This window comes from Eubacterium oxidoreducens (genome assembly GCF_900104415.1).
Taxonomy (GTDB): Bacteria; Bacillota; Clostridia; order Lachnospirales; family Lachnospiraceae; genus Eubacterium_C; species Eubacterium_C oxidoreducens.
The window spans coordinates 43,102-68,646 of record NZ_FMXR01000013.1 but is presented as its reverse complement, the minus strand read 5'-3'; the positions used below and the strand labels follow the sequence as shown (position 1 = coordinate 68,646).

Sequence of the window (25,545 nt, the reverse complement as noted above, 5' to 3'; positions counted from 1 at the left end):
CAGCAGACAAATTCCTGTCCGAATCCGTGCGCATCCTCGCGGAGCGTTTAACTCAGTCGGAGCTTGTACCCCGACTGAGTATAGTTTGTCATAACTCCCACCTACGCTAACGCTTAGAGGTAGGGGATTTCTCCGACTGAGTTATAACTGATTGTTCGTCCGTTACTGCCGCTAACATCATAACTATATCTTTAAGTATAAAATATTTTTTTCTCACTCTCAATCACAATATATAGTAAGAAGAGCATCGGCCATGCCGATGCTCTGTAGTGCATAATAATGCCTATTTGAATACTTTGTAACTAATTTTTTCATTGTAATTACTATCATAAGAGATATGACCGCTTAGATACATCTGCGGAAGTGTATACTCCTCGAGATTTGAACGACTGTTGAGAACCGTAATCTTGATTTTCCCCTTTTCCGTCATCTTCATAATGCTGACAGACTCACCTCCCATATGTGCCTGCGAAACAATCATACCCTTATGATTAGGATACGCATGGAAGGTACAGTGTCCACATGCGATTGTCTCTTTATTAACCTTCACGGCCTTTCCTTTTTTATAAGTAAAGACATCCATTCTTGCATCCGCTTCACAGCTACCATAGGAAATCACAAGTTCCGTCTTACCATCATTGTTAAGATCGCTTAAATAATAGCCCCATACATACTCAGAACTTGAATCAACATCAAACATGCCGTATTTTTTCACGTAAGACTTTACCTTAGCCTTATATGCCTTTTTCATTTTCTTAGACATCTTCTTGGTAGCCGGCTCCACTACCGTTGATTTCATTTTACTGCTTAACTTCTTAGCCTTGGAAAACTTACCTGCCTTATACGCCGTAACGTACTGCTTCATCAGCTTTCCGCTTGAACTACCTGCTGCCATCGTTGCCTGCGGTGCAACACAAAGCACCATTACTGCTGCAAGTGCCATTGCAGCAAATCTTTTTGTCATTCTCATAACATCATCCTCCATTTATTTATCTAATTTTAGTATAGCACTTTCATATCTATACCTCAATTATAAAAGAAGAGCATCGGCCCACCGATGCTCTTCCAATAAGCTTTCATAATTATTCTCTCTCGTTTTTTCTTCAAACTACAGTAAGATTGCACCAAAGATAATTAATACTACTACTGAAAGTATTACGAATACCAAGTTACTCTTAAGTGTATCCTTCATGTTCAGATAGCCTTCACCGAAGAACAGTGGAGAAGGAACTGATGCAGAAGGTGTGATAGAAGCCATTGATGCTGCTAATGAGATGATAATCGTAAACATTCCCATATTCATCTGATCTACTGAAATAAGTGCAATACCAATATTGAAGAACAATACCATCGTTACAGTATTTGACAAGAAGTTTGTCATAATAACTGCGATAATCATCAATACAATAACAATTGCAAATGGAGCCATGTTAGCTACTGCAGGCTGTAATAAATCTGATAACCATACTTTGATACCTGTATTTGCATTTGAAATAGGATTAGCGAAGCATGATACTGTACCAGCGAAGATAATAGCCGGCATAGGAAGCTGCTTAAGTCCTGAAGGTACGTTAAGTACTGGTTCACCTTTCATCTTAACGATAGCAAGGCAAGCGATTGCAAGTAATGCAGGAACTACAGTTCCAACTGTCTTCCAGTATGTCCAGAATGCACCAAATGATCCGCCTGAATTTGCAAGAAGTGAAGGAAGAATTACCATTGCAATAACGATGATAAATACAATTGCTGCAAATTTTCCTCTTCCATCAAGTGGTGGATATTTTTTCTTTAATGCTTCTGGATCGAAGTTCTTAAACTGAGTTGTATCCGGGTTCATAAGACGAACTGCAAGAAGTACTACGAAGTACATAACTACTGCAAATGGGATACCTACTGCTAACCAGTCTGTATAAGTAATTTCGATACCTAACTGCTGAGCTGCACTACCCATAATGATGTTTGGAAGCGCATGCGCGATAGGTGAAGCGATTGAATAAATAACGTTTGTTAATAATACGCCAAGGAACATTGTTGTATAGAACTTGTCACCTTTCTTGATACCAATCTCTTCGCAAAGAGTATTTGCGATACCAATGAAGATGATAGCAAGTGACATGTTATCCATGAACATACCGATAATCAGTGATGCTGCGAAGAACATTGCCATAAATGCATACGGTTTTCCTTGACAGAACTTTCGAGTTACAAAGAATATCGCTATCTTATTAATAACACCTGTATCTCGAAGTGCTACATTTAACATGTAGTAAGAAATAATCGTAATAACTACGAAGTGACCCATTGATCCAGCCCAAACTTCATTCGCTGTCATAGCTTCTGTCATAACAAGCATTGCAAGTGCTAATAATGAAGTCCAGTGTGAATTAGTAGTCAACCATAAATACAATGTTGGAACTAAAATTGCAATAACTCTAACACCGAGTACTGTAAGACCGCCGGTAGTTACATCTGCCTCTGCGTCATATACGCCGTTAGCAGGAAGTGCGACAAACAAAATAATACCTATAATAAGCGCGATCAAATAATGTATATACTCTTTATTCTTAGCCATTATTAAGAACCCTCCTTAAAATTTTAATAAACCGATTAGGATTGGGTTTCGCCCCCAGGTCGAAACCCTTTCCATATCTTATGAAAGCTTATGATGTTAATTTTTATTTAAACATATCCGGAAGCCAATGTGCCGGATCAACATCCATAAATTGAGATCTTTCAAAATGCTTCTTCAATGAGAATGGCATTGTGCAGTCAAAAATAGTCTTGCATGAAAGTCCCTTATCTGCCTCGTCACGAATCATTGGATTGTATGACTTTTCCTGTGTATGATCAAGCGGATGACATCTAACTCCAGGAATGAAGATAGTATCAAGATCTCCCTGATAACGTGTATTCATAGCCCAAAGCACATCACTTGAATCAAACGGATCTACGTCTTCATCCACAAGGATAACATGCTTAAGTTCGTTAAATGCAGAGAATGCTAACAATGCAGCTTGACGCTGGCGACCTTCATCCGAAGGAGCACTCTTCTTAAACTGAAGAATTGCCATGTATTTTCCGCCACCTGCCGGATGTGCATATACATTAAGCAAACGTCCCGGCATAGCTGTTTCTACCATATTAAGGATAGATGCTTCCGTAGGAAGTCCTGCCATATGAACATGTTCTCCGGATGGTCCGATTGTGGATTCCATAATCGGATCTTTTCTTGTTGTAACTGCAGTAACCTTGATCAATGGAACCATTGGTGCCGGACCTGTCTGTCCAGGGAATTCAGGCATTGACTTTCCTGTATGAGAGAACTGATCTTCCGGAACTCTTTCCTTTGGCATCAGGTAACCTTCGATTACATACTCAGCATTTGCTACACAAGTTTCAGGAATTGTAAGACACTTAGCAAGTTCTACCGGTTCCTGACGAAGTGCTCCGGCTGCTGCCAACTCATTGTATCCCAATGGTGTTGTTGGTGGCTCAAAACCTGAAGCAAGATAAATTGCTGGATCAAGTCCGATACTGATTGAAATCGGCATTGGCTTATCCATTGCTTCATATTTTTCATAGAAGGCACCGATATGTCTTGCACCCGGTGTAATCCACATAGACATCTGATCCTTACCCTGCAGACAGAAACGATGAATCGTAACATCTGTACAGTCCGGATCATCCGGATCAGTAGCTTTTGCAAGTCCCATTGTTACATAAGGACCTGCATCCTCTAATGTATTAGTAGGAGCCGGTACAATCTTTCTGATGTCGAAATCAGGATCATCTGCTTTATAAACAACTTCCTGACACGCCGGATTCGCATCCTTAGTCATAACAGGTTCAATCGGATTTTGCACCGCATCTTTCATAAACCATCCAAGATTCTCCGGTGTAGTTCCAAGTAAGTGCGCAACTCTTGCACGACTACATACAACACCGATTACACATCTTGCTCCAGGATGTCCTTTCAAATTATTAAACATCATCGCCGGTCCGTCCGGATTTGTTGGACGCATTACTGTTCCACCGGCACCAACATGGCGATAAACACCGGAAAGTTCACCCTTTGGATCAACTTCCACATCAGTCTCTACATACTGTCCTGGAATAGACTTCAGTAATTCGAGAGCTGAACGCAAATCATTGACTTTGCTCATTTGTTTTTTACCCCCTTTGGATTAAATTGAAAAAAGTTAACCACGACCCTCTACTCGTCTTTATATGGTTGAAACGGATTCGCGTCATAACCAATCACTTTACCGATTCCCCAAACCCATATTCTATTGATAATACCATATGCCGCAGTTTCCCTTCGGTAATTACTTACAAATTCATTTTATTATGTATACCTGATATAATGTCAATCCAACTTTTAATAAATACTTTACAAATTTTTTATACTTTTTTGTATATTTTTCACCACAGTCCACTCCTTGTCATCTATGTTTTTGTCCATTTCCCACTAACTGCCTCCTCACTATTTATCCTCAGAGCGTATCAGTGTATACCTGTCGTATTTCTTTGGACTATCATTTGTGCCCGCAAATGCCCTTGTTTCAAGGCTTTGCACATTTTTGTTCATTTTGTGTATTATTTTTAGTTAATAATCACCTTCTGTATATCTTGACTATATTCTAGCTATACAAACTATATTTTTTGTGTAATTTGAAAAGGGGTTATACATTATGAATAAAGATGATACTTGGCTTTCTATCAGTGAGATGTCTAACATCTGCCGCATCAGCCGTCAGACGTTAATTTATTACGATAAGCATGATGTCTTTAAACCTGCTTATACCGATCAAAAAGGGTACCGTTTCTATTCTATTTATCAGGTTCCATATTTGCGCGAGATATGCGCTCTTAAGGACAACGATTTTTCTTTAAAGGAAATTGTAGACAATTTTCAAAACAGAACGGTTCACAACATACAAGATCTGCTGGTAGAGAAAAAGCAAAAGATTGAAAAGGAAATTGAAACTTTACAAAAGAAGCTTCAAAGCATTGATGACCGGTTAAATTACTACAAAGAGACCGAGAAAGAGATTCAACATATTGAGCAGCCTTATATCAAGCAATTTCCAGAGCGTAAGATTTTATTTGCGCCTTGGCAACCCGGCAATAAGCCGATGGATCGAAGCATTATGCATTATACACATATGAAGCTTCGCAATCGACTCAATGATATCAATCTGCATCCGGACACCGGATGGGGCGCCATGCTATTGCAGGAACAGTTAGAATCTTCCCATCAGCTTAAAGGCGCCGGTGGTTATGTTAATCTTCCGGATGATTTTACCGGAGATGCCAGTGGCGATGATATTATTATGATTACGGTTCCCGGTGGGTTTTATGCCTGTATGAGTAAATATGGCATGCCTTATGAAACGCAGTATGTGGACAAATTAAATAAATGGATCCACGACAATGGTTACAAAGCCATCGGTAATCTATATGATGAGTGTCTTCTTGACACAACCTTCTATACAGAAGATAATAAACGTGACTTTTGTCAGCTGCGACTTCCGATTCAGCTGCCGGGTGTTACATTTTAAGGAGTACTAATTTATGAAACGAATCGTTGTAGGCGTCAGCGGTGCCAGTGGAATCCCGATTGCTATCCGAGTTCTAGAAGGACTCAAGGCTGCTACGGATGTATATTCCTGTCTTGTTATGACGAAAGGCGCTGAGATGACCCTTGAGTCAGAGTCTGATATGACACTAGAAGAATTTACTGCACTTGCAGACGAAACTTTTGATTTAGATAACATCGGTGCATCTATTGCAAGCGGCACTTATAAAACTGCCGGCATGATTGTAGTTCCATGTAGCATGAAAACACTCGCCGGTATCCATAGCGGTTTTTCTCAAAACCTGTTACTTCGTGCTGCCGATGTCACTTTAAAGGAACGGCGCAAGCTTGTTTTGGTTGCTCGTGAAACACCACTTAGTGCCATTCACTTAAGAAATATGGCTGAATTATCACAAGATGGAGCTATCATTCTTCCACCTATGATGACATATTACCAACAGCCAAAAACACTTGACGATATGACCAAACATATCGCCGGCAAGATTTTAGATATTTTCGATATCGATATGCCGGACTTTAATCGATGGACATAAAAAAAGAAGCTTCAAGTTATGAAGCTTCTTTTTTAATGGATGGAGGTGGATTCGAACCACCGAAGCAATTTGCAGCAGATTTACAGTCTGTCCCCTTTGGCCACTCGGGAATCCATCCATTTACAACGAATGTATTATAGCATAGTCACCTTCTAAACGCAAATGATTTTCTATTACTCTTCGCCCATTCCTTTTAATACCACCGCAGAATATCTTTGCATCTGAATGTCAAATCTTCCATTTTGCATTTTATATTCTACCGGAGCCGTTGAATATCCATCTTCATTACTGAAAATCAGCTGCTTCAAACAGCCTTCCTGCGGCAGGCCAAGTTCCCATGCAGAAATCGTAATTTCCTCCGGTTTATTAGCAATATTAATAATAACGACATATTGCTCTGCTCTTGTAAACCTTCCATATGCAAGAATATTCTCGTCGTCTTTTACTATTTTCAAAGATCCATTCTTGAACACAGGGCTGCTTTTATGCAACGCTATCAATTCTTTGTGATAGCGGATTAACTCCTTGTCTTCATTTCCCCACGGATAAGTGCGTCGGTTATCCGGATCTGTGAATCCGCAAACACCTGCCTCATCTCCATAATAAATCGTCGGAGCGCCGGGCCATGTCATCTGTAACATTACAGCAGCTCGAAATACGCCCTTATTAACATCTTCTTCTGCCGCCTTTGCCCCCAAATATTGCACGCGACCCGTCTTATGATTCGTTCTGGTAAGGAATCTGGAATGATCGTGATTGGACAATTCGTTCATGGAACACTGCAACGACTGAATCGGAAAATCAGCCATAAAATAATGCATCGTATCCAAAAACTGCTGCAGATTTCCTTCTGCCTCAGGTTGATAACTTTCACTGTGCTTATCTACGCCCGTCATAAACCAGCTTACAGGATCCATAAATGCATCATAATTCATTACCGTATCCCACTCATCGCCTTTCAGCCATGCCGCCGGATTCCCATAATGCTCTGCAAGAATAAGCGCATCCGGATTCGTTTCCTTTACCACTTTTCGAAACTTCTTCCAGAATTTGTGATTATACTCTTGACTCATTCCCAAATCAGCTGCAACGTCAAGTCTCCAACCATCAATGTTATACGGCTCACTCAACCATTTCTTCGCAATCCCAAGAATATATTCTTCCAATTCCGGCGACTGTTCATATTGTAATTTGGGCAAAGTCTCATGCCCCCACCATCCATTGTAGACTCCGTTATACGGCCAGTTTCCTTCCGGTTCAAATTTGAAATAATCGTGATATGGACTGTCTTTTGCTATATATGCACCGGTCTTATATTCTTCTTTATTTTCATAAATCCGCTCCCGATCCATCCATTTATTAAAAGAACCACAATGGTTAAAGACGCCATCCAAAATAATCTTCATACCACGTTCATGAATTTCTTTTGTCAGCTGTGCAAACAACTCATTACTGGCTTCAAGGTTTCGCTTATCCGTCACACGACTGATATATTTTGTTGCAAAAATATTATCTTCATCGTATCGTTCTAGAACCTCACCTTCATCTACAACAATTTTTCCAAAATGAGGATCCACATAATCATAATCCTGAATATCATATTTGTGATTAGAAGGCGAAACAAAGATTGGATTCAGGTATATCACATCCACTCCTAAATCCTGTAAATAATCCAGCTTCTGCCTTACGCCTTCAAGATCACCCCCGTAAAATTGCGCTACATTATATGGATCAGGGCATTTATTCCAATTCGGTGACTTTCCCGCATGAAAACACAGATACTGATACTCGTCTTCCACAATATCATTGGTCTTATCCCCATTATAGAATCGATCCACAAAAATCTGGTACATGACTGCACCCTTCGACCACTCCGGAACATGAAAACCGGGATAAATGTAAAAAAAGTGCTTCGCACATCCCTCATCTACCGCTCCGCTTCGATCATATTCGCACACCAATCTTCCGGTAACAATTCGAAAATAGTAAACGATTCTTTTTGTTCCCACTTTGATTTTTGTCTCAAAAAAATCAAACTGTTCATCTTGCTCTACCACTTCCATCTTAATCTGTTTGTCACCATAGCATAACCATACGCCATCAACATTATTCTTTGCTGTCCGAAACCGAATTCGAATCTCGTCTCCCGGTTCCGGTTCCGATGGAATGCGATAATCATTCGTTCCATCGCTAAACAATGCGCTTTTTTCAAGAAACGGGCGCATGCCCATCATATATTCAAGTATACGTCTGTAATCATAAAAAGAATTTTGATTCATAGAATTCCTTCTTTTCTGTCTTAATCTCTTTATCCGGTATTATCTAAAAAAAAAACAGCAGCTGTCAGCTGCTGTTTAGGAGAAGGTATTTTTACTATGGGGTGTAGCAAAAACTATAAAATGTATTGGGGGTTTTTACAGTTATTATAATAGCACCCATCCACAGATAAGTGTGCACAAAGTTAACAAAAGTTACAAACTGTTTTTGTGCATTTTTCTACCTTCTTTTTCTTGTCATTTCCTCATTGATGTAAATATAGACAAAAAATTGTTATTTTTCGTCATTTTCCGGTTCCTTATCTGTTACATTTTCCTCATTAAATAATGCTTCAAACTCTTCTCGACTGATTTTTTCTTTTTCAAGGAGAAGATTCGCTGACGCATGAAGCACCTCCATATTTTCCGAAATCATCTGTTTTGCCTTCGCATAACATTCATCAATGATTCGTTTAATTTCCTGATCAATACGGCTGGCCACAGTCTCTCCATATCCGCGTTTGTGTGCCAAATCACGACCGATAAAGACCTCGCCTTCCTCATTATCATAATTAATCAGTCCTATCGAATCCGACATACCGTATTTTGTAACCATTGCTTTTGCAATTCCCGTTGCCTGCTTAATATCTTGCGATGCTCCTGTTGTAATATCATCGAAAATCAGTTCTTCTGCGATACGTCCACCAAGGTCTACCATGATTTCTTGAAGCATCTTGCCTTTTGTATGAAACATTTCATCCCGTTCCGGAAGAGGCATCGTATAACCTGCTGCCCCCATCCCTGTCGGAATAATTGATACCGAATATACCGGTCCTACATCCGGAAGCAGATGGAACAATATCGCATGTCCGGATTCGTGATACGCAGTAATCTTCTTTTCCTTATCTGATATAACTTTACTTTTCTTTTCGGCGCCAATTCCAACCTTGACAAAGGCTTTCTTAATATCATCCAATATAAGATACGCACGATTTTCTTTTGCTGCATTGATTGCCGACTCATTCATAAGATTCTCAAGATCTGCTCCTGTAAATCCTGCCGTCGTCTGCGCGATCTGATGAATATCCACATCATCTCCAAGAGGTTTATTCTTGGCATGTACTTTCAATATTTCTTCACGTCCTGCAACATCCGGTCTTCCCACTCCGATTTTCCTATCGAAACGTCCCGGTCTCATAATCGCCGGATCTAAGATATCTACACGGTTCGTCGCAGCAAGAACAATGATCCCTTCATTGATGCCAAATCCATCCATCTCAACCAACATCTGGTTTAAGGTCTGCTCACGCTCATCATGACCTCCGCCCATACCGGTTCCTCTTCGGCGGGCAACTGCATCAATCTCATCAATAAATACGATGCAAGGCGCATTCTTCTTAGCTTCAGCAAATAAATCTCTAACTCTTGATGCACCAACACCAACAAACATTTCCACAAAATCAGAGCCCGAAATACTAAAGAACGGAACTCCGGCTTCTCCGGCAATTGCTTTCGCCATCAAGGTCTTACCTGTTCCCGGAGGGCCGACAAGCAAAACTCCCTTTGGAATTCTTGCTCCTAAATCTGTATATTTCTTTGGATCTTTCAAAAAGTCCACAAGTTCTTCAAGATCTTCTTTTTCTTCTTTCAGCCCTGCAACATCATCAAACTTTACAGTCTGTTGTTCCGAGGTTGTCATCTTGGCACGGCTCTTACCAAAATTCATCATTTTAGAACCACCGGAAGACCCTGCCTGTCTGCCATTCATCGCAACCATCAAGATAAAGATTACCGCAATTATAATCAAAAGCGGAATCAAATCCGAAAACCAGCTTTCTCCCGGCACATCCTTAACAACAAAAGAAACATCATTTTCTTCTAATAATTCTTCTGCTTCATTGACATCCGATGTTGCAATTGTTTTTGTCGAACCATCATTAAATACCAATACCAGCTGTCCCGTCGGCACTTCATTATTCTGCTCGACGGTAACGGTTACAATTTCATTATTCAGTACTGCCTCTTTAAAATTGGCATATGTATACGATGTATCGACTCCTTTCCCGGATGTCACCGCATACCATGCAATAATCACGATTGCGATTAAGATTAGATATAATCCCAACCCACTAGCTCTATTCTTCTTCAAAATTTCCTCCTAGCCACGAAATTTACTTGAATTCCAAAGTTCCAATAAACGGTAAATTTCTGTATTTTTGTGCATAATCAAGACCATACCCTACAATAAACTCATCCGGAACAACGAATCCAACATAATCCACATCCACCTGAGCAATACGTCTATCCGGTTTATCAAGCAATGTACAAAGCTTGATCGACTTAGGATTGCGCTTTTTCAACAGCTCAAGCAAATAGCTAAGTGTACGTCCTGTATCGATAATGTCTTCCACAACAATTACATTCTTGCCTGCAAGACTTTCATCCAAATCACGTGTGATTTTAACCACACCACTTGATTTTGTATCAGCACCATAACTAGATGCTGCCATAAAGTCCAAAATCACCGGAACTTCTATTCTCTTAGTCAGTTCCGTTGCAAAATAAATTGCACCCTTCATAATTGTGATTACATAAAGTTCTTCTCCTTCGTAGTCCTTTGTAATCTGTGCTCCGATTTCCCGAATTCTCTCATTCACCTTTTCCTCTGATATAAATTCGTGAATAATCTCTGCCATTTTTAGTTGCCTCCGTCTATTACTATTTCCAAAATTTTACTTGTTGTCTCTGTGATTCGATACCCTTCACTTCCTCGGTATCCAATCACCCACAGGATATGATTTCCTTCTGCAACAAGTGGAATCAGTTGTCTTTGACCGGCCGGAATCTTCTGATTCACAAAATAATCCTGCAATCGTTTTTTATGCCCTTTCGAATCTATCACAAGGTAATCGGATTCCTGTCGATTTCGTACAACTAATCTATTCTTAATTTTATCATAATCATACCATTTCGTATACCGATTTTTCGGAATTTCCATGGTCGAGGCATCGTAGTCAAACTTTCTCCACCTTAGAATTGTCCCATCTTGAAGCGTATAGCTGCCGTCTTTTGAAACTTCTAGTAAAGCCGGCTCTATCTGCTGTACCTTCTGCGGATCCCTTTCAAAAATCAAGCTTTCATACTCTTTTGTAATCATGAGTCCTCGATAGATTGATATCCTTTTTCCGCTCTGCGCCTCAGCCAAAGCCATCGCATTTTGGACATGTGTTTTTGTTAAATCTTTGTTATGCCCTGTCATATCTGCAATGATCTGATACATCACGAAAGAAGCAATATACGGATGCAGTTTTTTAAACCGCCTAAGATCGACCACCCCTTTTTGCTCTTCTACTTGTCTAAAGCATTGCTTCATTGCCTCCTCTACACTCAGTGCAAGATAGCTTTCTGCTTCCCTCATCGTCGCTGCCGCCTGCGTTATATGGTGCACCGCCTGTTCATTAATCTGCTCAAGTTGAGGTATCACATGCAGCCGGATTCGGTTTCTTGCATACGCATCCGAGCTATTGGTTGCATCTACGCGATAGGATTGTTTCTCATTTGCAAGATATTCCTCTATCTCCTGCCGCGTACTTTCTAGAAGCGGGCGAATAAGGTTGCTGCGCTTTGGCAACATTCCACGTAATCCACGGATATCACTTCCGCGCACCAAATGAAACAATATGGTTTCTGCCTGGTCTCCCGCATGATGCGCCAGCGCAATTTTATCTGCCTTACAACTGCATGCCGTCTCTTTTAGCGATTGATACCGCAAAATTCTTGCAGCTTCTTCTAGTCCTAGTTTTTCCTTTGTTGCAAATGCAGGTGCATCAACCGTCACAATATGAAACGGAATGTTTCGACTTCTACATAGTTTTCTTACAAACTCGGCATCCTGAAGGCTTTGTGCTCCGCGAATCCCATGCTCTACATGTATTACCTCCAAATCAAAATCGAGTTCTTCTTGTAATTCATGTAAAAGCAGCATGAGACACACAGAGTCTGCTCCTCCCGATACAGCCGCTAGAACTTTTTCTTTTGGTCTGATTAAATTTTCCCGTTTAATAAATGCTTTTACGTTCTCTTTCATCATTTCCACAATCAAATAAAACCACACTCGCAAGTGTGATTTTATTATTCCTGTTCTTTAAATACAATTTCATTATCATATACAAGTCCAAGCTTGGCTCTTGCCATCTTCTCGATGTATTCTGCCGTCTTTACATAATCAGCATAATCATCAAGTTCCTCCGCGCGCTGCTCTTCATCCTCAATCTGGCTTTGCAACTCACTTGCTTTCGCTTCATAACGGGTTTTATCCTGGTATAAGGCGACAATTCGAACAGACATAACACCGACCAACATACAGACGATTGCTATGACGCATACTTTCCCTGTATTCTTTTTTTTCCTTTTTCCACGTCGTCTTGCCATATATTCATCTTCCCCGATATATATATTATCTTTATTTTACCCCAAAATACCAAAATTTCAAATGTTTTCGGGTTCTTTCACATATTTTTCTGTCAAGACTCGCTCGCGAGTCTTGCGCGAGATATATATTTGCGCATAATCTACCACTGTAGTTTATATCGGACAATAGTCCCAATTTCTTTATAATATTTCAAACAATTCTTTCGCTTCTTCTTTTTTTGTTGTTTCTTGCAAATCAAGCACTCTAGCGCGCAGCGTTTTGGTTCCAAACTGGATTTCAATAATGTCTCCAACTTTAACCTTTGTCGAAGCTTTTGCCACTTTATCATTTACCAACACACGTCCCGCATCACAAGCTTCATTTGCAACGGTTCTTCTCTTAATCAATCTTGATACTTTTAAAAACTTATCCAATCTCATGAAATCATTCTCCTACCATTATTAGAGTATTTGCAAAAAGAAAGAGCGGAACAAGTGGTTCCACTCTTTAAGCATTTTAATTTCTTAGTTATTTACAGCATCCTTTAAAGCCTTACCAGCTTTGAACTTTGGTGCTTTAGAAGCTGGAATCTTAATTTCCTGCTTTGTCTGAGGATTTCTTCCTGTTCTTGCAGCTCTCTTTGATACTTCAAATGTACCAAATCCTACTAACTGAATCTTGTTGTCTTTCTTCAGCTCTTCTGTAACAACCTCTGTGAAAGCTTTTACAGTTGCTTCTACATCTTTCTTAGATAACTCTGTCTTGTCAGCGATTGCTGCAACTAATTCTGTTTTGTTCATTAAAATACTCCTCCTATAATTATCTTTCAGGTTTTGATTTCACCTATATCATTAGTTATACTTTGTTTTGCCCTGTTTGTCAAGGAAAAATGGGCATTTTCAGGCATTTCTAGGCATTTTTATAGCTCTATAGTCCTATAAATAGTGCTCCACAATTTCGTTCAGACTTTTTTCTAAGAAAGCGCCCTGTTTTTCAGCATCTTCAAAGTTTTTCCCTTTCACGCCGTAATATAATTTTAATTTTGGTTCGGTTCCGGATGGTCTCACACATACCCATGCTCCGTCACTAAGTTCGTAATACAAAACGTTAGAAATCGGCAGATTCGTTGGCGTCACTTCCCCGGTCAGAGCGCACACACTTTTTCCGGTCCTGTAATTGCGCACTTTCTCTACCTGATAGGCTCCAATCTGTGTCGGAGAATTCTTCTCTAATTCCTCAATAATAAATTGAATTTTCTCAATTCCTTCTTTTCCTGCAAGCGTGATGGAGGTTACGCTATCCTTGTAATAACCGTAACGCTCATACATCATCAGCATAACGTCCCACAAAGTCTTACCTTGCGTCTGATAGTACGCAGCCGCTTCACACAAGACCATCGTTGCCGCCACTGCATCTTTATCTCTGGCATAGTCGCCCGGAAGACATCCATAACTTTCCTCAAGTCCAAACAGATAGCTTCCGTTTTTCTTGGTTTCAAATTCAAGAATCTGCCGTCCGATATATTTAAAGCCGGTTAACACCTCAATCAAACGTACATTGTAATATTTTGCAACCTCATCCACCATATTGGTCGTAACTATGGATTTTATAATTGCGGCTCCATCCTCAATCAATCCTCGTTTTGCTTTTTCACTGATTAAATATTGTGCAATCAAAGTTCCTGACATATTTCCTGTCAGCACATGATATTCTCCGTCTTTGTCCTTTACATATACACCTAACCGGTCTGCATCCGGATCGGTTGCCAAAATCAAATCTGCATCTACTTCTTTTGCAAGTTTTTCGCCCAAAACAAATGCTTCTTTTGATTCCGGATTTGGATAACTTACGGTCGGGAAATTTCCATCCGGCATTTCCTGTTCCTTCACAACATAAACATTTTCAAAACCTAATTCTTTTAACACACGTCGAACCGGCAGATTCCCCGTTCCATGCAGCGGCGAATATACAATCTTGATTTCCTTTTGCATTCGACGAATCGCATCCTGATTGAGCACCAGTTTCTTAAGTTCCTCATTATAGGCATCATCAATCTTTTTACCGATAACTTCATAGAGACCTGCCTGTTTTGCTTCGTAATATGGCATCGTTTTGGCAGCTGCATAATCGGTTATCTTTTTTACTTCCTCCATAATCCCCTGATCATGAGGCGGCGTAATCTGGGCACCATCTTCCCAATACACTTTGTATCCGTTATATTCCGGTGGATTATGACTTGCCGTAATATTAATACCGGCCGCACATCCCAGATAACGAACAGCAAATGACAATTCCGGAGTCGGACGAAGAGCATCAAATACATATGCCTTAATTCCATTTGCTGCCAAGGTTCTTGCAGACTCATCCGCAAATTCAGGCGACATGTGTCTAGAATCAAATGCAATTGCAACGCCCTTACTTTGCTTATTTTGGGAAATGATATAATTTGCCAGCCCCTGTGTTGCCTTTCGAACCGTATATACATTCATACGATTGGTACCGGCGCCAAGAATACCTCTAAGTCCCGCCGTTCCAAATTCAAGATCTTTATAAAACCGTTCTTCAATTTCCTTGTCGTCTGCGGCAATCTCCTTCAGCTGTGCTTTTGTCTGTGCATCAAAGTATGGATCTTCCAGCCATATCTGATAGTTTTCCTTATAACCCATTAACATTTCCTCCTTCTATTTTTAATCATCGTCATCATCACTGCTTCCTGTCAAATTGCTGATAAGATTAGACAGTGTTGACAATGTATCGTCCGATACGCTACTAGTAGATGAAGAACTCGTTGTGGAACCTGTTGATGTCGTACTCGAACTGCTGCTTGCAGTTCCGGCTGTACTACCCGCCAATGAGCCCGCCAGCGAACCCGCTGTTGCAGACGAATCCGTGCTTGACTGCGTCGAGCTCGAATCATCTGTAGACGTTTCCGATTCGGTGTCTGACTGCGCACTTAATACCACCCCAATTGTGGCTGTTTCAGACGCTACCATCAAAGTCCGACTCCAAGTTTCATACTCCTTAGCTACCACCTGCAAGGAATATGCTCCGTATTGCAACGTGATTTCCTTGCTATAATCCGTTTCTTTTCCGTTAATATATAATTTTGCTCCATCATAAGGTATGGAAAATTTGATCTTGCAATACTGCGGACCGTCGCCTTTTAGCTTACTACAATCCACCAGCGTCACTTCATTTTCCTTAACTTCTACTTGTGTATGATCTCCATAACCGTTATTGGCAACTGCAACTGTATATGTTCCGGCTGATACGTCAAACTCCATATCCTTTTCCACTTCTTTCGAAACAACCGTACCAACCGTTAGCCATCCGCCTTCAAACAAATCGGTATTGGTCAAACGTATCGTTCCATGTCCACTTGTTACCACCAAAGAAATAATCTTTCTTGCCGTCCCGATTACGCTCAACACATCTTCCTGTGATATATCCTCATACGTGATACGTTCATTATTCTGATAAACTCTAGCATCATCACTCAACTTATAATCCGTTGAACCAATTGTCAGCACGCCTTCTTGTTCATCAATTGAAAAATTGCTGATATCCTCCTGAATCCAAAGTGCATTTGATTCCGTTACGCTTTTTAGCAACTCGCTGCTTTCATTTACTTCAAAGGTTACCGGCATACCGCAATATAATGAATCAACCGTTGTACTGATTTCATTTTTATCGTAAATATAGGTGCTTCCGTTATAAGTGTATCGCTCCAATTGTCCGTTCGACAGATTTTCAAAGCGTATCATCTGTTCAACCGTATCAATTTCATCGATTCGATAAACATCCTCTTCCATCTGAGTTTCCTCAGAACTTGTCTGCGTACTTTCCGTCGCAGTTCCACCAACACGGCTTCCTTTAACCAATCCACCCGAACGCGATGTGGTCCCACAACCTCCTGCAACAGTCAAAACTGCCACAACCAGCACGATACAACCTATTAATCTTAAATGTTTTTTCATCGTATCACCCTTTTACAATCATCGAAAGCAAGTTTTCCTTTGTATTCATCCGAGGATCATCTAATACTTTTTCCAGCATCATGGAAAGATTTTCTCCAATCATTTTTCCCTGAGGAACTCCGGCTTCTATCAGATCTTTTCCGTTTACTGCCAAATCTGCAATCTTAAGACATTGATTTTTTTGCAAAATTTCCCGATACATTTCACCACAGGACTGTAGATATGCAAGTTTTTCATCCTTACGATAATCACTCTGGCCCATGGCATCTGCTACTTGAACTTCCAAAAGATATGGATACATCTCTGCTGACACCTTACTAATCACTCTTCGAAGATTTTTTTCTCGAAGTGTCGGTCTCACATCATGATAGCGAACCAATCGGCAGACCTTACTTATGGTATCATTATCGAATTTTAGACGTTTTAATATCCCCTTTGTTATCTGTTCACTTTCCACCGGATGATAATAGAAATGATCGATTCCTTTTTCATCAGTGAACCTGCACTTCGGCTTTCCAATATCATGAAAAAACATAGAAAGCCTTAAGACTTTATCTGCCCGAATTGCGTTTACCGCTTCCATCGTATGCATCCCAACATTGTATTTATGATAAGGATGATTCTGCGGCGTCTCCATCATCACATCAAACTCCGGCAAAACAACCGCTGTAATCCCGGTCTTATACAAAACCAAAAACTTCTTTGGATGAGCCGAAATCAAAAGCTTTACCAGCTCACTTTGTATCCGTTCTGCCGAAATAAGCTTCATATTCTCTGCAAGTTCTTTCATCGCCTGCAGCGTTTCTTCTTCTATTTCGAACCCGAGCTGCGCCGCAAACCGAGCTGCTCGCATCATTCGCAAAGCATCTTCCGAAAATCTCTTACGTGCATCTCCCACACAACGAATCACCCGCTGTTTAAGATCCCTTTGTCCATCAAACAAATCAACTATTCCACGGCTCTCATTGTACGCCATTGCATTAATGGTAAAGTCTCGTCGTTTTAGATCTTCTTCTAGAGATCTTGTATAGATAACTTCACTTGGATGTCGGCCATCTTCATACTTACCGTCTATTCGGTATGTTGTTACTTCATAGCCTTCTTTTTCCATCATAACTGTCACGGTTCCATGTTGGATTCCGGTATCAATGGTACGTGAAAACAACTCTTTTACCTGCTTAGGACTGGCTGATGTTGTGATATCCCAATCCTTTGGCTTCTTGCCTAGCAAACTGTCTCGAACGCAGCCGCCAACAGCATACGCTTCGTATCCGGCTTTTTCCAGAGTTCGTATAATCTCTCTTACATGTTCCGGCATCACCAGTTGCATTGGCAGCTCCTCCTTTCACAATCTGCTACGATTTTAATATGCTTTTCCCCAATAAATCAGTTTCTTTGCCGGTTTTCCACAGCATACACATACATCTGAAATTTTCTCCTGATCTTTAAATGGCATACAACGCGATGTTGCCGTCGTATCTTCTTTTATTTTATCTTCGCATGCCTGCTCTCCACACCACATTCCTCGTATGAATCCCGGCTTTTCTTCTACAATATTCTTAAATTCCATATAATCGTGTGCATCATAGATGTGAGCATCACGATGTGCCTTAGCCTTTTCAAACAGGTTCTTTTGCACTGCTTCTAACAGTTGCGGAATCAGCCCTGCAATTTCATCTAATTTCACAATCTGCTTTTCGCCATTATCTCGTCTTACCACAACGCACTGGCCGGCCTCTATATCCTTAGGCCCAATTTCCACACGAAGCGGAATTCCGCGCATTTCCTGCTCTGCGTACTTATAGCCCGGTTTTTTATCTGAATCATCTATCTTCACGCGGCATACCTTAGCCAGCTCCTCTTGCAGCGCTTTCGCACGGTCCAAGACACCTTCTTTATTCTGCATAATCGGCACTACCATAACCTGCGTCGGTGCAATTCTTGGCGGAAGTACCAATCCGGAATTGTCTCCGTGCACCATAATTACCGCACCGATTAATCTTGTTGTCATGCCCCAGGATGTCTGATGCACATACTGCAGTTTGTTATTCTTATCGGTATATTGAATGTCAAATGCTTTTGCAAATCCGTCTCCAAAATTATGGCTGGTTCCGGACTGCAATGCCTTTCCATCATGCATCAGCGCCTCGATCGTATAAGTTGCCTTAGCACCAGCAAATTTTTCTTTTTCCGTCTTTTGTCCGCGCACAACCGGAATAGCAAGAACTTCTTCGCAAAAATCTGCATACAGATTCAGCATCTGCACAGTTCTTTCCTCTGCCTCTTCGGCAGTTGCATGTGCAGTATGTCCTTCTTGCCATAAAAACTCTCTTGAACGCAGGAACGGACGCGTCTCTTTTTCCCATCTTACGACAGAGCACCACTGGTTATAAACCTTAGGCAGATCCCTGTAGGACTGAATATCGTCTTTATAAAAATCGCAAAACAGCGTCTCTGACGTTGGTCTTACACACATTCTTTCTTGCAACTTATTCAAACCACCATGTGTCACCCAGGCAACCTCCGGTGCAAATCCTTCTACGTGATCTTTTTCTTTTTGCAAAAGACTTTCCGGAATAAACATCGGCATATACACATTCTCTACACCTGTCTCTTTAAATCTTGCATCTAACTCTTTTTGGATATTCTCCCAGATCGCATATCCTGCCGGTTTAAAAATCGTACATCCTTTTACGCTCGAATATGATACCAGGTCTGCTTTCTTTACTACGTCTGTATACCATTGTGCAAAATCATCTTCCATTGATGTGATTGCTTCTACCATTTTCTTATCGTTTGCCATTGTCTTATTTCCTCATTTCTTCTATTTTCAAAAACGCCTCTTGTTTGGGCGCAATCGTATATTCCATACTCTTTTTGGTTGTCGGATGTTCGAATTCAAGCCGAATTGCACAAAGCGCAAGTGGCATCTTCTCCCATCCTTGCACAGATACGCTGCCATACTTTCGGTCACCCACAAGAGGATGTCCATCATGTGCGAACTGTGCACGAATCTGATGATAGCGTCCCGTCTCAAGTGTAATCTCCACAAGCGACACCTCGCCATTTGTATATAACCTTTTATAGGAGAGTCTTGCATGTTTTGACTGCCCAGAAGGTTGCGCTAAAACCAGTGCTTTATTTGCCTTACTATCTTTTACCAGTTCATCTTCAAGCACACCCTTATCGGGCACTTCCCCGCATACAACTGCACGATAGATCTTAACAATCTGTCTTTCGCGCACCTGCTTGCTTAGATCTGCTGCTGCCTTTTGATTCTTTGCAAAGACTAGGATTCCCTCTACGGGTTGATCCAATCTATGAATCACACCGACATAAGAATCTCCATTTTCTTTTGATAAATGATTTCGTAATTCGCTAACCAGATCCTTTTGTGTAATCTGTCTGGTCTGAGTTGGCAATCCTGCCGGTTTATAGCAGACGATGAGCTCGTCATCTTCATATAGAATATCTGTTTTCATAACCTTTAGTATAGCATAATTGTGGTATCTATGGGGAGTTTAATTCAAGAACGCCTAATAAGAACCTTTTTGAGTAAAAAAACGACCTGACAAAACTCAGGTCGCTTTTTCATCTTCCTAGTCAAGACTCGCTCGCGAGTCTTGCGCGCCGGATTCGGGTCTGCTTCAGCAGACAAATTCCTGTCCGAATCCGTGCGCATCCTCGCGGAGCGTTTAACTCAGTCGGAGCTTGTACTCCGACTGAGTTAAATCTTAAATCTGTAGCCAACACCCCAGATTGTTTCAATATACTGAGGCTTAGCAGTATTCACCTCTATCTTCTCACGAATCTTTTTGATATGCACCGTTACGGTAGCGATGTCTCCGACCGATTCCATATCCCAAATTTCCCGAAACAAATCTTCTTTGGTATATACATGATTCGGGTGTTCTGCAAGAAACGTCAACAGATCAAACTCCTTGGTTGTAAACTGTTTTTCCTCCTCATTAATCCAAACGCGACGTGCGGTTTTATCAATCTTGATTCCTCGTATTTCCACAATATCATTTTGCTGATTTGTACTACCAATCAAGCGATCATATCTTGCAAGATGAGCCTTAACGCGCGCAACCAATTCGCTCGGCGAGAACGGCTTGGTAATATAATCATCTGCGCCAAGTCCCAATCCGCGAATCTTATCGATATCGTCCTTCTTAGCCGAAACCATAAGAATCGGTGTGTTCTTTGTATTTCGAATCTGCTTGCAGATTTCAAATCCATCTACGTTTGGAAGCATCAAGTCCAGGATAAACAAATCAAATTCTTCTTCAAGTGCACGTTTCAAACCAACTTCACCATCATTGACTACTTCCACTTCAAAACCGCTAAGTTCTAGATAGTCTCTTTCCAAATCTGCAATTGCTTCTTCATCCTCTACGATTAATATCTTACTCATTAGGCACCTCCTGATATTTTCGTACGACAAAATACATAACCGTTCCGACAGTTTCTGTACTGGTTGCCCAGATTTTACCTCCGTGGTCTTCTATGATCTTGCGTACTATTGACAAACCGATTCCACTACCTCCCGTGGCAGAATTACGTGATGAATCGGCTCGATAAAAACGGTCAAAGACATAAGGCAAATCCTGCCCTCCAATTCCTTTCCCGTTATCTTCAATTTCAACCTGAACAAAATCCCCAACATCTTTCACTCGTATATTGACAAATCCTTGTTCCTTCGTCTTATCCATATATTTAATCGAATTACCTACAATATTGTAGACAACACGCCGAAGCTGCTCAGGGTCTGCAATAATCATTACGTCCGATGCAACCTCATTAACATATGATAAATTAATGCCTTTTGATTCCAGATCCATCCCAACTTCTTCCACACAATCCGCAAAATAATCATTTACCTGAATTCGATTAAAATTGTACGGAATACGATTGGTATCAATATTTAAATAGAGCGTAAGTTCATTGATTAAGATGTTCATTTCATTAGCCTTATTATACACTGTACGAATATATTTATCCATCTTTTCCGGTGTATCTGCAACACCGTCCATGATGCCTTCCATATATCCCTTAATTGCCGTAATCGGAGTTTTTAAATCATGCGAAATATTACTAATCAGCTCCCGGTTGTCTCGTTCACTTCGCAGTTTATCCTCTGCATTAATCTTCAAACGTTGTCGCATTTCTTCGAAGGTCTGAAGCACTTCCCCGATTTCATCATCACGTTCAATGGAAATCTCATAATCAAAATCACCTTCTTTGATTTTCTGTGCGCTATATTGCAGTTTTTTGATAGGATTGAGAATCCCCTGGTAAATCCATACTACCAAAATCAAAGCTGTCATAAACAAAACCACAAGCGCTCCTACTGCCAAATCAATAATCATTGTCTGCATCTGCGGAATAGCATCATAGATATCCGTCACAATATACACCTGCGACAGGCGTCCGCTTGCCGGAAGATAATTAATCTGTCTTACCATAAGCTGATTTCCACCGTCTATAAATATCCCGACACATCCAAGCTCTGTCTTTTCAGATAACTCATCAAGATTGGTCGGCTCTTTTTCATCCTCGTCATTTCCTTCAAAAATCAGTTCATCATCCTCGCGAATCAGCAAATACGAATTATCCTTTTCAAGTTCCTGATTCATCGTCTCCAAATACTCTTCGTTATGCAACCGCTTTGGCTCGGATAATGCAATTTGCTCAAGTTCATCCTCCTGAGCCTGCGTAAGTTGTACCAGCAGTTGCATACTGCTCGCCAGATAAAAAACGGTATCTCCTTGAACTCCATAAGCTTTTTCAAGTTCGTTCATCTGAATCCCATTCAATCCCAAAAACACGACTCCCACCAGAATCAGCGGGACAAAAATAATAAACAAAAAAGCGGTAATTAATCTAGACTTTAGTTTCATAAGATTCTCCTACTCAAGAAAAAAGATGCCGCAAGGCTTATCCCTTGCGGCATCCAATCTGCATTCAGCCGCAGCTTTATGCAGTCATTATATCATTTACAGATATTTCTTTAAAGCATCAACCTTGTTAAGAGCTTCCCATGGAAGATTCAAATCATTACGTCCAAAATGACCGTAAGCTGCGGTCGGACGATAAATTGGTCTTCTAAGATCAAGCATCTTAATAATTCCTGCCGGACGAAGATCGAAGTTCTCACGAACAATCTCAACAAGTTTCTCATCAGATACCTTTCCGGTACCGAAAGAATCTACCATGATAGATGTTGGCTGTGCAACACCAATTGCATAGGAAAGCTGAATCTCACACTTGTCAGCAAGACCTGCAGCAACCAGGTTCTTAGCAACATAACGTGCTGCATAAGCTCCGGAACGGTCTACCTTCGTACAGTCCTTTCCTGAGAATGCTCCGCCGCCATGACGAGCATATCCACCGTAAGTATCAACTATAATCTTACGTCCTGTCAGACCTGCATCACCATGAGGTCCACCAATTACAAATCTTCCTGTAGGATTAATGAAGTACTTTGTTCCATCGTCCAATAACTCCTTAGGAAGGATTGGATCAAATACATATTTCTTAATATCTTCATGAATCTGTTCCTGTGTAACCTCTTCATCATGCTGTGTAGAAAGAACAACAGCCTCTAATCTCTTAGGCTTACCAGCTTCATCATATTCAACAGAAACCTGTGTCTTACCATCGGCTCTTAAATATGGAAGTGTGCCATCCTTACGAACCTTTGTAAGTTGAAGTGCAAGTCTATGAGCAAGCGAAATCGGATATGGCATATATTCATCGGTTTCATTTGTCGCATAACCAAACATCATACCCTGATCTCCGGCACCAATTGCCTCAATCTGCTCATCGGTCATATTGCTTTCGCGAGCTTCTAATGCTTTGTCAACACCCATGGCAATATCCGGTGACTGCTTATCAAGTGCTACCATTACTGCACAAGTGTTTCCATCAAATCCTTTCTTACCATCGTCATAACCAATTTCATTAACGGTCTTACGAACGATAGCCGGTACATCAAGATTTGCCTTTGTTGTAATCTCACCTGTTACGAGAACAAATCCTGTACAAGTTGCAGCTTCACAAGCTACACGACTCATCGGATCTTCTGCAAGGCAAGCATCTAAGATTGCATCTGAAATAGCATCGCAGATTTTATCCGGATGTCCTTCTGTAACGGACTCAGATGTAAATAATAATTTTTCCATTTTTTCCTCCTCGAAAAAAATAATCCGCTGCATATCATGAGCGGATTCGACACATTCTCATCAAATCCTCTTATTGTTCGATTGCTCGCTCAGGTTGGCACCTTCCTCAAAGGGGGTTGCCGTGGCTTCCACGATCCTATGTATCTCTGCCACTCTTAATAAGAGAACTTATATAGTTACCATGTGTTAGGTTACACTTTTTTTCCTTTTCTGTCAAGAAAAATGTAACCCGGTCATTTATTTAATTGAATACGCTAAGACATTCCTTCTATCTGTAACGCTTTCCTTAAGAAACTTTAATCATAAATTTTTGAACATCTTTTTCAGACGTAACGAGCTCCATGACGGCGCCCAATCCACGCATCTTTTCTTCGAATCTTTCATATCCGCGTTGAATAAAATGAATATCATCAATTGTGGTAATTCCTTCCGCTGCAAGTCCGGCAATCACAAGCGCTGCACCTGCCCGAAGATCCGGAGCACTGACTCTAGCACCGGTATATCCTGCCACACCTGTAATGATGGCAATATTACTTTCCACCTTAATATCTGCACCCATCCGGGTCAACTCATCTACATATTTAAAACGGTTCTCAAAAATAGACTCCGTTACCACACTTGTTCCTTCTGAAATTCCAAGAACAACCGCTATCTGCGGCTGCATATCTGTCGGGTATCCCGGATACGGAAGTGTTGTTACCGAGGTATGATGAAGTCCTTTTGACGCGACAACACGTACCGCATCATCAAATTCCTCAACTTCACAACCGATTTCAAGTAACTTCGCAGTTGTTGCCTCAAGATGCTTCGGAATAACATTCTTAACCGTTACATCGCCCTTTGTTGCAGCTGCTGCGAACATAAATGTTCCGGCTTCAATCTGATCGGGAATAACTGCATAGGTTGTCTTATGAAGTTTCGCAACGCCGTTTACACGAATCATATCTGTACCGGCTCCACGAATCTGTGCACCCATACTATTCAAAAAATTCGCAACGTCAACTACATGTGGCTCTTTCGCCGCATTTTCAATTACCGTTTTTCCTTCTGCCATAGCGGCTGCCATCATAATATTGATTGTAGCGCCCACAGAAACTTTATCCATATAAATATGACTTCCGACAAGTTTCTTGGCATTCGCGGATACCAATCCATAGGAAATGTCTACTTCAGCGCCAAGTGCCTTAAGACCTTTGATATGTAAATCAATCGGACGGCTTCCGATTGCGCATCCACCCGGAAGTGCCACCTCAGCCTTTTTATATTTTCCAACCAAAGCTCCTAGTAAGTAATAAGAAGCTCTGATTTTCTTAATTGCATCATAATCTACTCTAAGAGTATCTATCGTTGCACCGGTAATTCGAACCGTATGCGCATCAATTCTTTCAACGATTGCACCAATTCCACTAAGTGCTTCCAAAAGTACATTCGTGTCCCGTACATCCGGAAGATTTTCAATTGTAACTGTTTCGTCTGTCATGATTGCAGCTGCCAAAATTGCCAATGCAGCATTCTTAGCGCCACCGATTTCAACCTCTCCCACCAGAGGGTTTCCACCCTTAATCACGTACTGATTCATAAAG

21 protein-coding genes, 1 tRNA gene and 1 riboswitch are annotated in these 25,545 nt (G+C 40.9%); of the genes, 2 read left to right on the top strand and 20 right to left on the bottom strand.

The window, feature by feature from the left end:
* Positions 1-283: 283 nt before the first annotated feature.
* The 3 genes from BLS20_RS09230 to BLS20_RS09220 all read right to left on the bottom strand — a co-directional run bounded on the left by BLS20_RS09230 (position 284) and on the right by BLS20_RS09220 (position 4,163).
* The gene (locus BLS20_RS09230) at positions 284-970 is read right to left on the bottom strand and encodes a hypothetical protein (protein WP_090174090.1); all 687 of its coding nucleotides are present in this window, start codon (positions 968-970) and stop codon (positions 284-286) included.
* Between the two features lie 138 nt (positions 971-1,108).
* A complete protein-coding gene (locus tag BLS20_RS09225) occupies positions 1,109-2,572 on the bottom strand; it encodes an SLC13 family permease (RefSeq protein ID WP_090174089.1) in 1,464 nt (487 codons plus the stop codon).
* A gap of 103 nt (positions 2,573-2,675) precedes the next feature.
* A complete protein-coding gene (locus tag BLS20_RS09220; protein WP_090174088.1) occupies positions 2,676-4,163 on the bottom strand; it encodes a UbiD family decarboxylase in 1,488 nt (495 codons plus the stop codon).
* 528 nt (positions 4,164-4,691) lie between these two features.
* Here BLS20_RS09220 and BLS20_RS09215 point away from each other — a divergent pair.
* Positions 4,692-5,561 (top strand): MerR family transcriptional regulator, encoded by an 870-nt coding sequence (locus tag BLS20_RS09215; RefSeq protein WP_090174087.1) that lies wholly within the window; start codon positions 4,692-4,694, stop codon positions 5,559-5,561.
* 13 nt (positions 5,562-5,574) lie between these two features.
* A complete protein-coding gene (locus BLS20_RS09210) occupies positions 5,575-6,132 on the top strand; it encodes a UbiX family flavin prenyltransferase (protein WP_090174086.1) in 558 nt (185 codons plus the stop codon).
* Positions 6,133-6,168: 36 nt separating this feature from the next.
* Here BLS20_RS09210 and BLS20_RS09205 read toward each other — a convergent pair.
* From BLS20_RS09205 to BLS20_RS09125, 17 genes are all read right to left on the bottom strand, one after another.
* Positions 6,169-6,250, bottom strand: a tRNA-Tyr gene (locus BLS20_RS09205).
* A 55-nt stretch (positions 6,251-6,305) separates the two neighbouring features.
* Positions 6,306-8,411 carry a glycoside hydrolase family 13 protein gene (locus BLS20_RS09200; RefSeq protein ID WP_090174085.1) on the bottom strand — a complete coding sequence of 702 codons (2,106 nt, stop codon included), beginning with the start codon at positions 8,409-8,411 and terminating at the stop codon, positions 6,306-6,308.
* Positions 8,412-8,682: 271 nt separating this feature from the next.
* Positions 8,683-10,536, bottom strand: a complete 1,854-nt coding sequence (gene ftsH / locus BLS20_RS09195; protein ID WP_090174084.1) for an ATP-dependent zinc metalloprotease FtsH — start codon at positions 10,534-10,536, stop codon at positions 8,683-8,685.
* Positions 10,537-10,558: 22 nt separating this feature from the next.
* On the bottom strand, positions 10,559-11,083 hold the full coding sequence (gene hpt / locus BLS20_RS09190; protein ID WP_090174083.1) for a hypoxanthine phosphoribosyltransferase: 525 nt from the start codon (positions 11,081-11,083) through the stop codon (positions 10,559-10,561).
* Positions 11,084-11,085: 2 nt separating this feature from the next.
* A complete protein-coding gene (gene tilS / locus BLS20_RS09185; protein ID WP_090174082.1) occupies positions 11,086-12,501 on the bottom strand; it encodes a tRNA lysidine(34) synthetase TilS in 1,416 nt (471 codons plus the stop codon).
* Between the two features lie 17 nt (positions 12,502-12,518).
* On the bottom strand, positions 12,519-12,818 hold the full coding sequence (locus tag BLS20_RS09180) for an FtsB family cell division protein (RefSeq protein ID WP_090174081.1): 300 nt from the start codon (positions 12,816-12,818) through the stop codon (positions 12,519-12,521).
* A 180-nt stretch (positions 12,819-12,998) separates the two neighbouring features.
* On the bottom strand, positions 12,999-13,238 hold the full coding sequence (locus tag BLS20_RS09175) for an RNA-binding S4 domain-containing protein (RefSeq protein WP_090174080.1): 240 nt from the start codon (positions 13,236-13,238) through the stop codon (positions 12,999-13,001).
* An 84-nt stretch (positions 13,239-13,322) separates the two neighbouring features.
* Entirely contained in the window at positions 13,323-13,598 is a 276-nt protein-coding gene (locus BLS20_RS09170) for an HU family DNA-binding protein (protein WP_090174079.1), read from the bottom strand.
* Positions 13,599-13,733: 135 nt separating this feature from the next.
* Positions 13,734-15,464 (bottom strand): phospho-sugar mutase, encoded by a 1,731-nt coding sequence (locus BLS20_RS09165; RefSeq protein WP_090174078.1) that lies wholly within the window; start codon positions 15,462-15,464, stop codon positions 13,734-13,736.
* Between the two features lie 21 nt (positions 15,465-15,485).
* Positions 15,486-16,775, bottom strand: a complete 1,290-nt coding sequence (locus BLS20_RS09160) for a hypothetical protein (RefSeq protein ID WP_090174077.1) — start codon at positions 16,773-16,775, stop codon at positions 15,486-15,488.
* Between the two features lie 4 nt (positions 16,776-16,779).
* Positions 16,780-18,105: a CCA tRNA nucleotidyltransferase gene (locus tag BLS20_RS09155; protein ID WP_090174076.1), complete on the bottom strand. Its 1,326-nt coding sequence runs from the start codon at positions 18,103-18,105 to the stop codon at positions 16,780-16,782.
* 33 nt (positions 18,106-18,138) lie between these two features.
* Positions 18,139-19,578: a proline--tRNA ligase gene (gene proS, locus BLS20_RS09150; RefSeq protein WP_090174075.1), complete on the bottom strand. Its 1,440-nt coding sequence runs from the start codon at positions 19,576-19,578 to the stop codon at positions 18,139-18,141.
* A 4-nt stretch (positions 19,579-19,582) separates the two neighbouring features.
* Positions 19,583-20,257, bottom strand: a complete 675-nt coding sequence (locus BLS20_RS09145; RefSeq protein ID WP_090174074.1) for an RluA family pseudouridine synthase — start codon at positions 20,255-20,257, stop codon at positions 19,583-19,585.
* Between the two features lie 245 nt (positions 20,258-20,502).
* Positions 20,503-21,192 carry a response regulator transcription factor gene (locus BLS20_RS09140; RefSeq protein ID WP_090174073.1) on the bottom strand — a complete coding sequence of 230 codons (690 nt, stop codon included), beginning with the start codon at positions 21,190-21,192 and terminating at the stop codon, positions 20,503-20,505.
* Positions 21,185-22,678: a sensor histidine kinase gene (locus BLS20_RS09135; protein WP_090174072.1), complete on the bottom strand. Its 1,494-nt coding sequence runs from the start codon at positions 22,676-22,678 to the stop codon at positions 21,185-21,187. The genes BLS20_RS09140 and BLS20_RS09135 overlap by 8 nt, the downstream gene beginning before the upstream one ends.
* Before the next feature lie 96 nt (positions 22,679-22,774).
* A complete protein-coding gene (metK, locus tag BLS20_RS09130; protein WP_090174071.1) occupies positions 22,775-23,962 on the bottom strand; it encodes a methionine adenosyltransferase in 1,188 nt (395 codons plus the stop codon).
* Between the two features lie 67 nt (positions 23,963-24,029).
* Positions 24,030-24,127, bottom strand: a riboswitch (SAM riboswitch).
* Between the two features lie 121 nt (positions 24,128-24,248).
* The gene (locus BLS20_RS09125) at positions 24,249-25,541 is read right to left on the bottom strand and encodes a UDP-N-acetylglucosamine 1-carboxyvinyltransferase (RefSeq protein ID WP_090174070.1); all 1,293 of its coding nucleotides are present in this window, start codon (positions 25,539-25,541) and stop codon (positions 24,249-24,251) included.
* Between the last annotated feature and the right edge of the window lie 4 nt (positions 25,542-25,545).

Bases quoted from the DNA above. Each gene is read 5' to 3' on its own strand.
- BLS20_RS09160 (WP_090174077.1), bottom strand. From the start codon at position 16,775: ATGAAAAAACATTTAAGATTAATAGGTTGTATCGTGCTGGTTGTGGCA.
- BLS20_RS09125 (WP_090174070.1), bottom strand. From the start codon at position 25,541: ATGAATCAGTACGTGATTAAGGGTGGAAACCCTCTGGTGGGAGAGGTT.
- BLS20_RS09140 (WP_090174073.1), bottom strand. From the start codon at position 21,192: ATGAGTAAGATATTAATCGTAGAGGATGAAGAAGCAATTGCAGATTTG.
- BLS20_RS09145 (WP_090174074.1), bottom strand. From the start codon at position 20,257: ATGAAAACAGATATTCTATATGAAGATGACGAGCTCATCGTCTGCTAT.
- BLS20_RS09170 (WP_090174079.1), bottom strand. From the start codon at position 13,598: ATGAACAAAACAGAATTAGTTGCAGCAATCGCTGACAAGACAGAGTTA.
- BLS20_RS09230 (WP_090174090.1), bottom strand. From the start codon at position 970: ATGAGAATGACAAAAAGATTTGCTGCAATGGCACTTGCAGCAGTAATG.
- BLS20_RS09200 (WP_090174085.1), bottom strand. From the start codon at position 8,411: ATGAATCAAAATTCTTTTTATGATTACAGACGTATACTTGAATATATG.
- BLS20_RS09220 (WP_090174088.1), bottom strand. From the start codon at position 4,163: ATGAGCAAAGTCAATGATTTGCGTTCAGCTCTCGAATTACTGAAGTCT.
- BLS20_RS09155 (WP_090174076.1), bottom strand. From the start codon at position 18,105: ATGCAACTGGTGATGCCGGAACATGTAAGAGAGATTATACGAACTCTG.
- BLS20_RS09180 (WP_090174081.1), bottom strand. From the start codon at position 12,818: ATGGCAAGACGACGTGGAAAAAGGAAAAAAAAGAATACAGGGAAAGTA.
- BLS20_RS09210 (WP_090174086.1), top strand. From the start codon at position 5,575: ATGAAACGAATCGTTGTAGGCGTCAGCGGTGCCAGTGGAATCCCGATT.
- BLS20_RS09215 (WP_090174087.1), top strand. From the start codon at position 4,692: ATGAATAAAGATGATACTTGGCTTTCTATCAGTGAGATGTCTAACATC.
- BLS20_RS09135 (WP_090174072.1), bottom strand. From the start codon at position 22,678: ATGAAACTAAAGTCTAGATTAATTACCGCTTTTTTGTTTATTATTTTT.
- BLS20_RS09225 (WP_090174089.1), bottom strand. From the start codon at position 2,572: ATGGCTAAGAATAAAGAGTATATACATTATTTGATCGCGCTTATTATA.
- proS (WP_090174075.1), bottom strand. From the start codon at position 19,578: ATGGCAAACGATAAGAAAATGGTAGAAGCAATCACATCAATGGAAGAT.
- BLS20_RS09165 (WP_090174078.1), bottom strand. From the start codon at position 15,464: ATGGGTTATAAGGAAAACTATCAGATATGGCTGGAAGATCCATACTTT.
- hpt (WP_090174083.1), bottom strand. From the start codon at position 11,083: ATGGCAGAGATTATTCACGAATTTATATCAGAGGAAAAGGTGAATGAG.
- BLS20_RS09175 (WP_090174080.1), bottom strand. From the start codon at position 13,238: ATGAGATTGGATAAGTTTTTAAAAGTATCAAGATTGATTAAGAGAAGA.
- metK (WP_090174071.1), bottom strand. From the start codon at position 23,962: ATGGAAAAATTATTATTTACATCTGAGTCCGTTACAGAAGGACATCCG.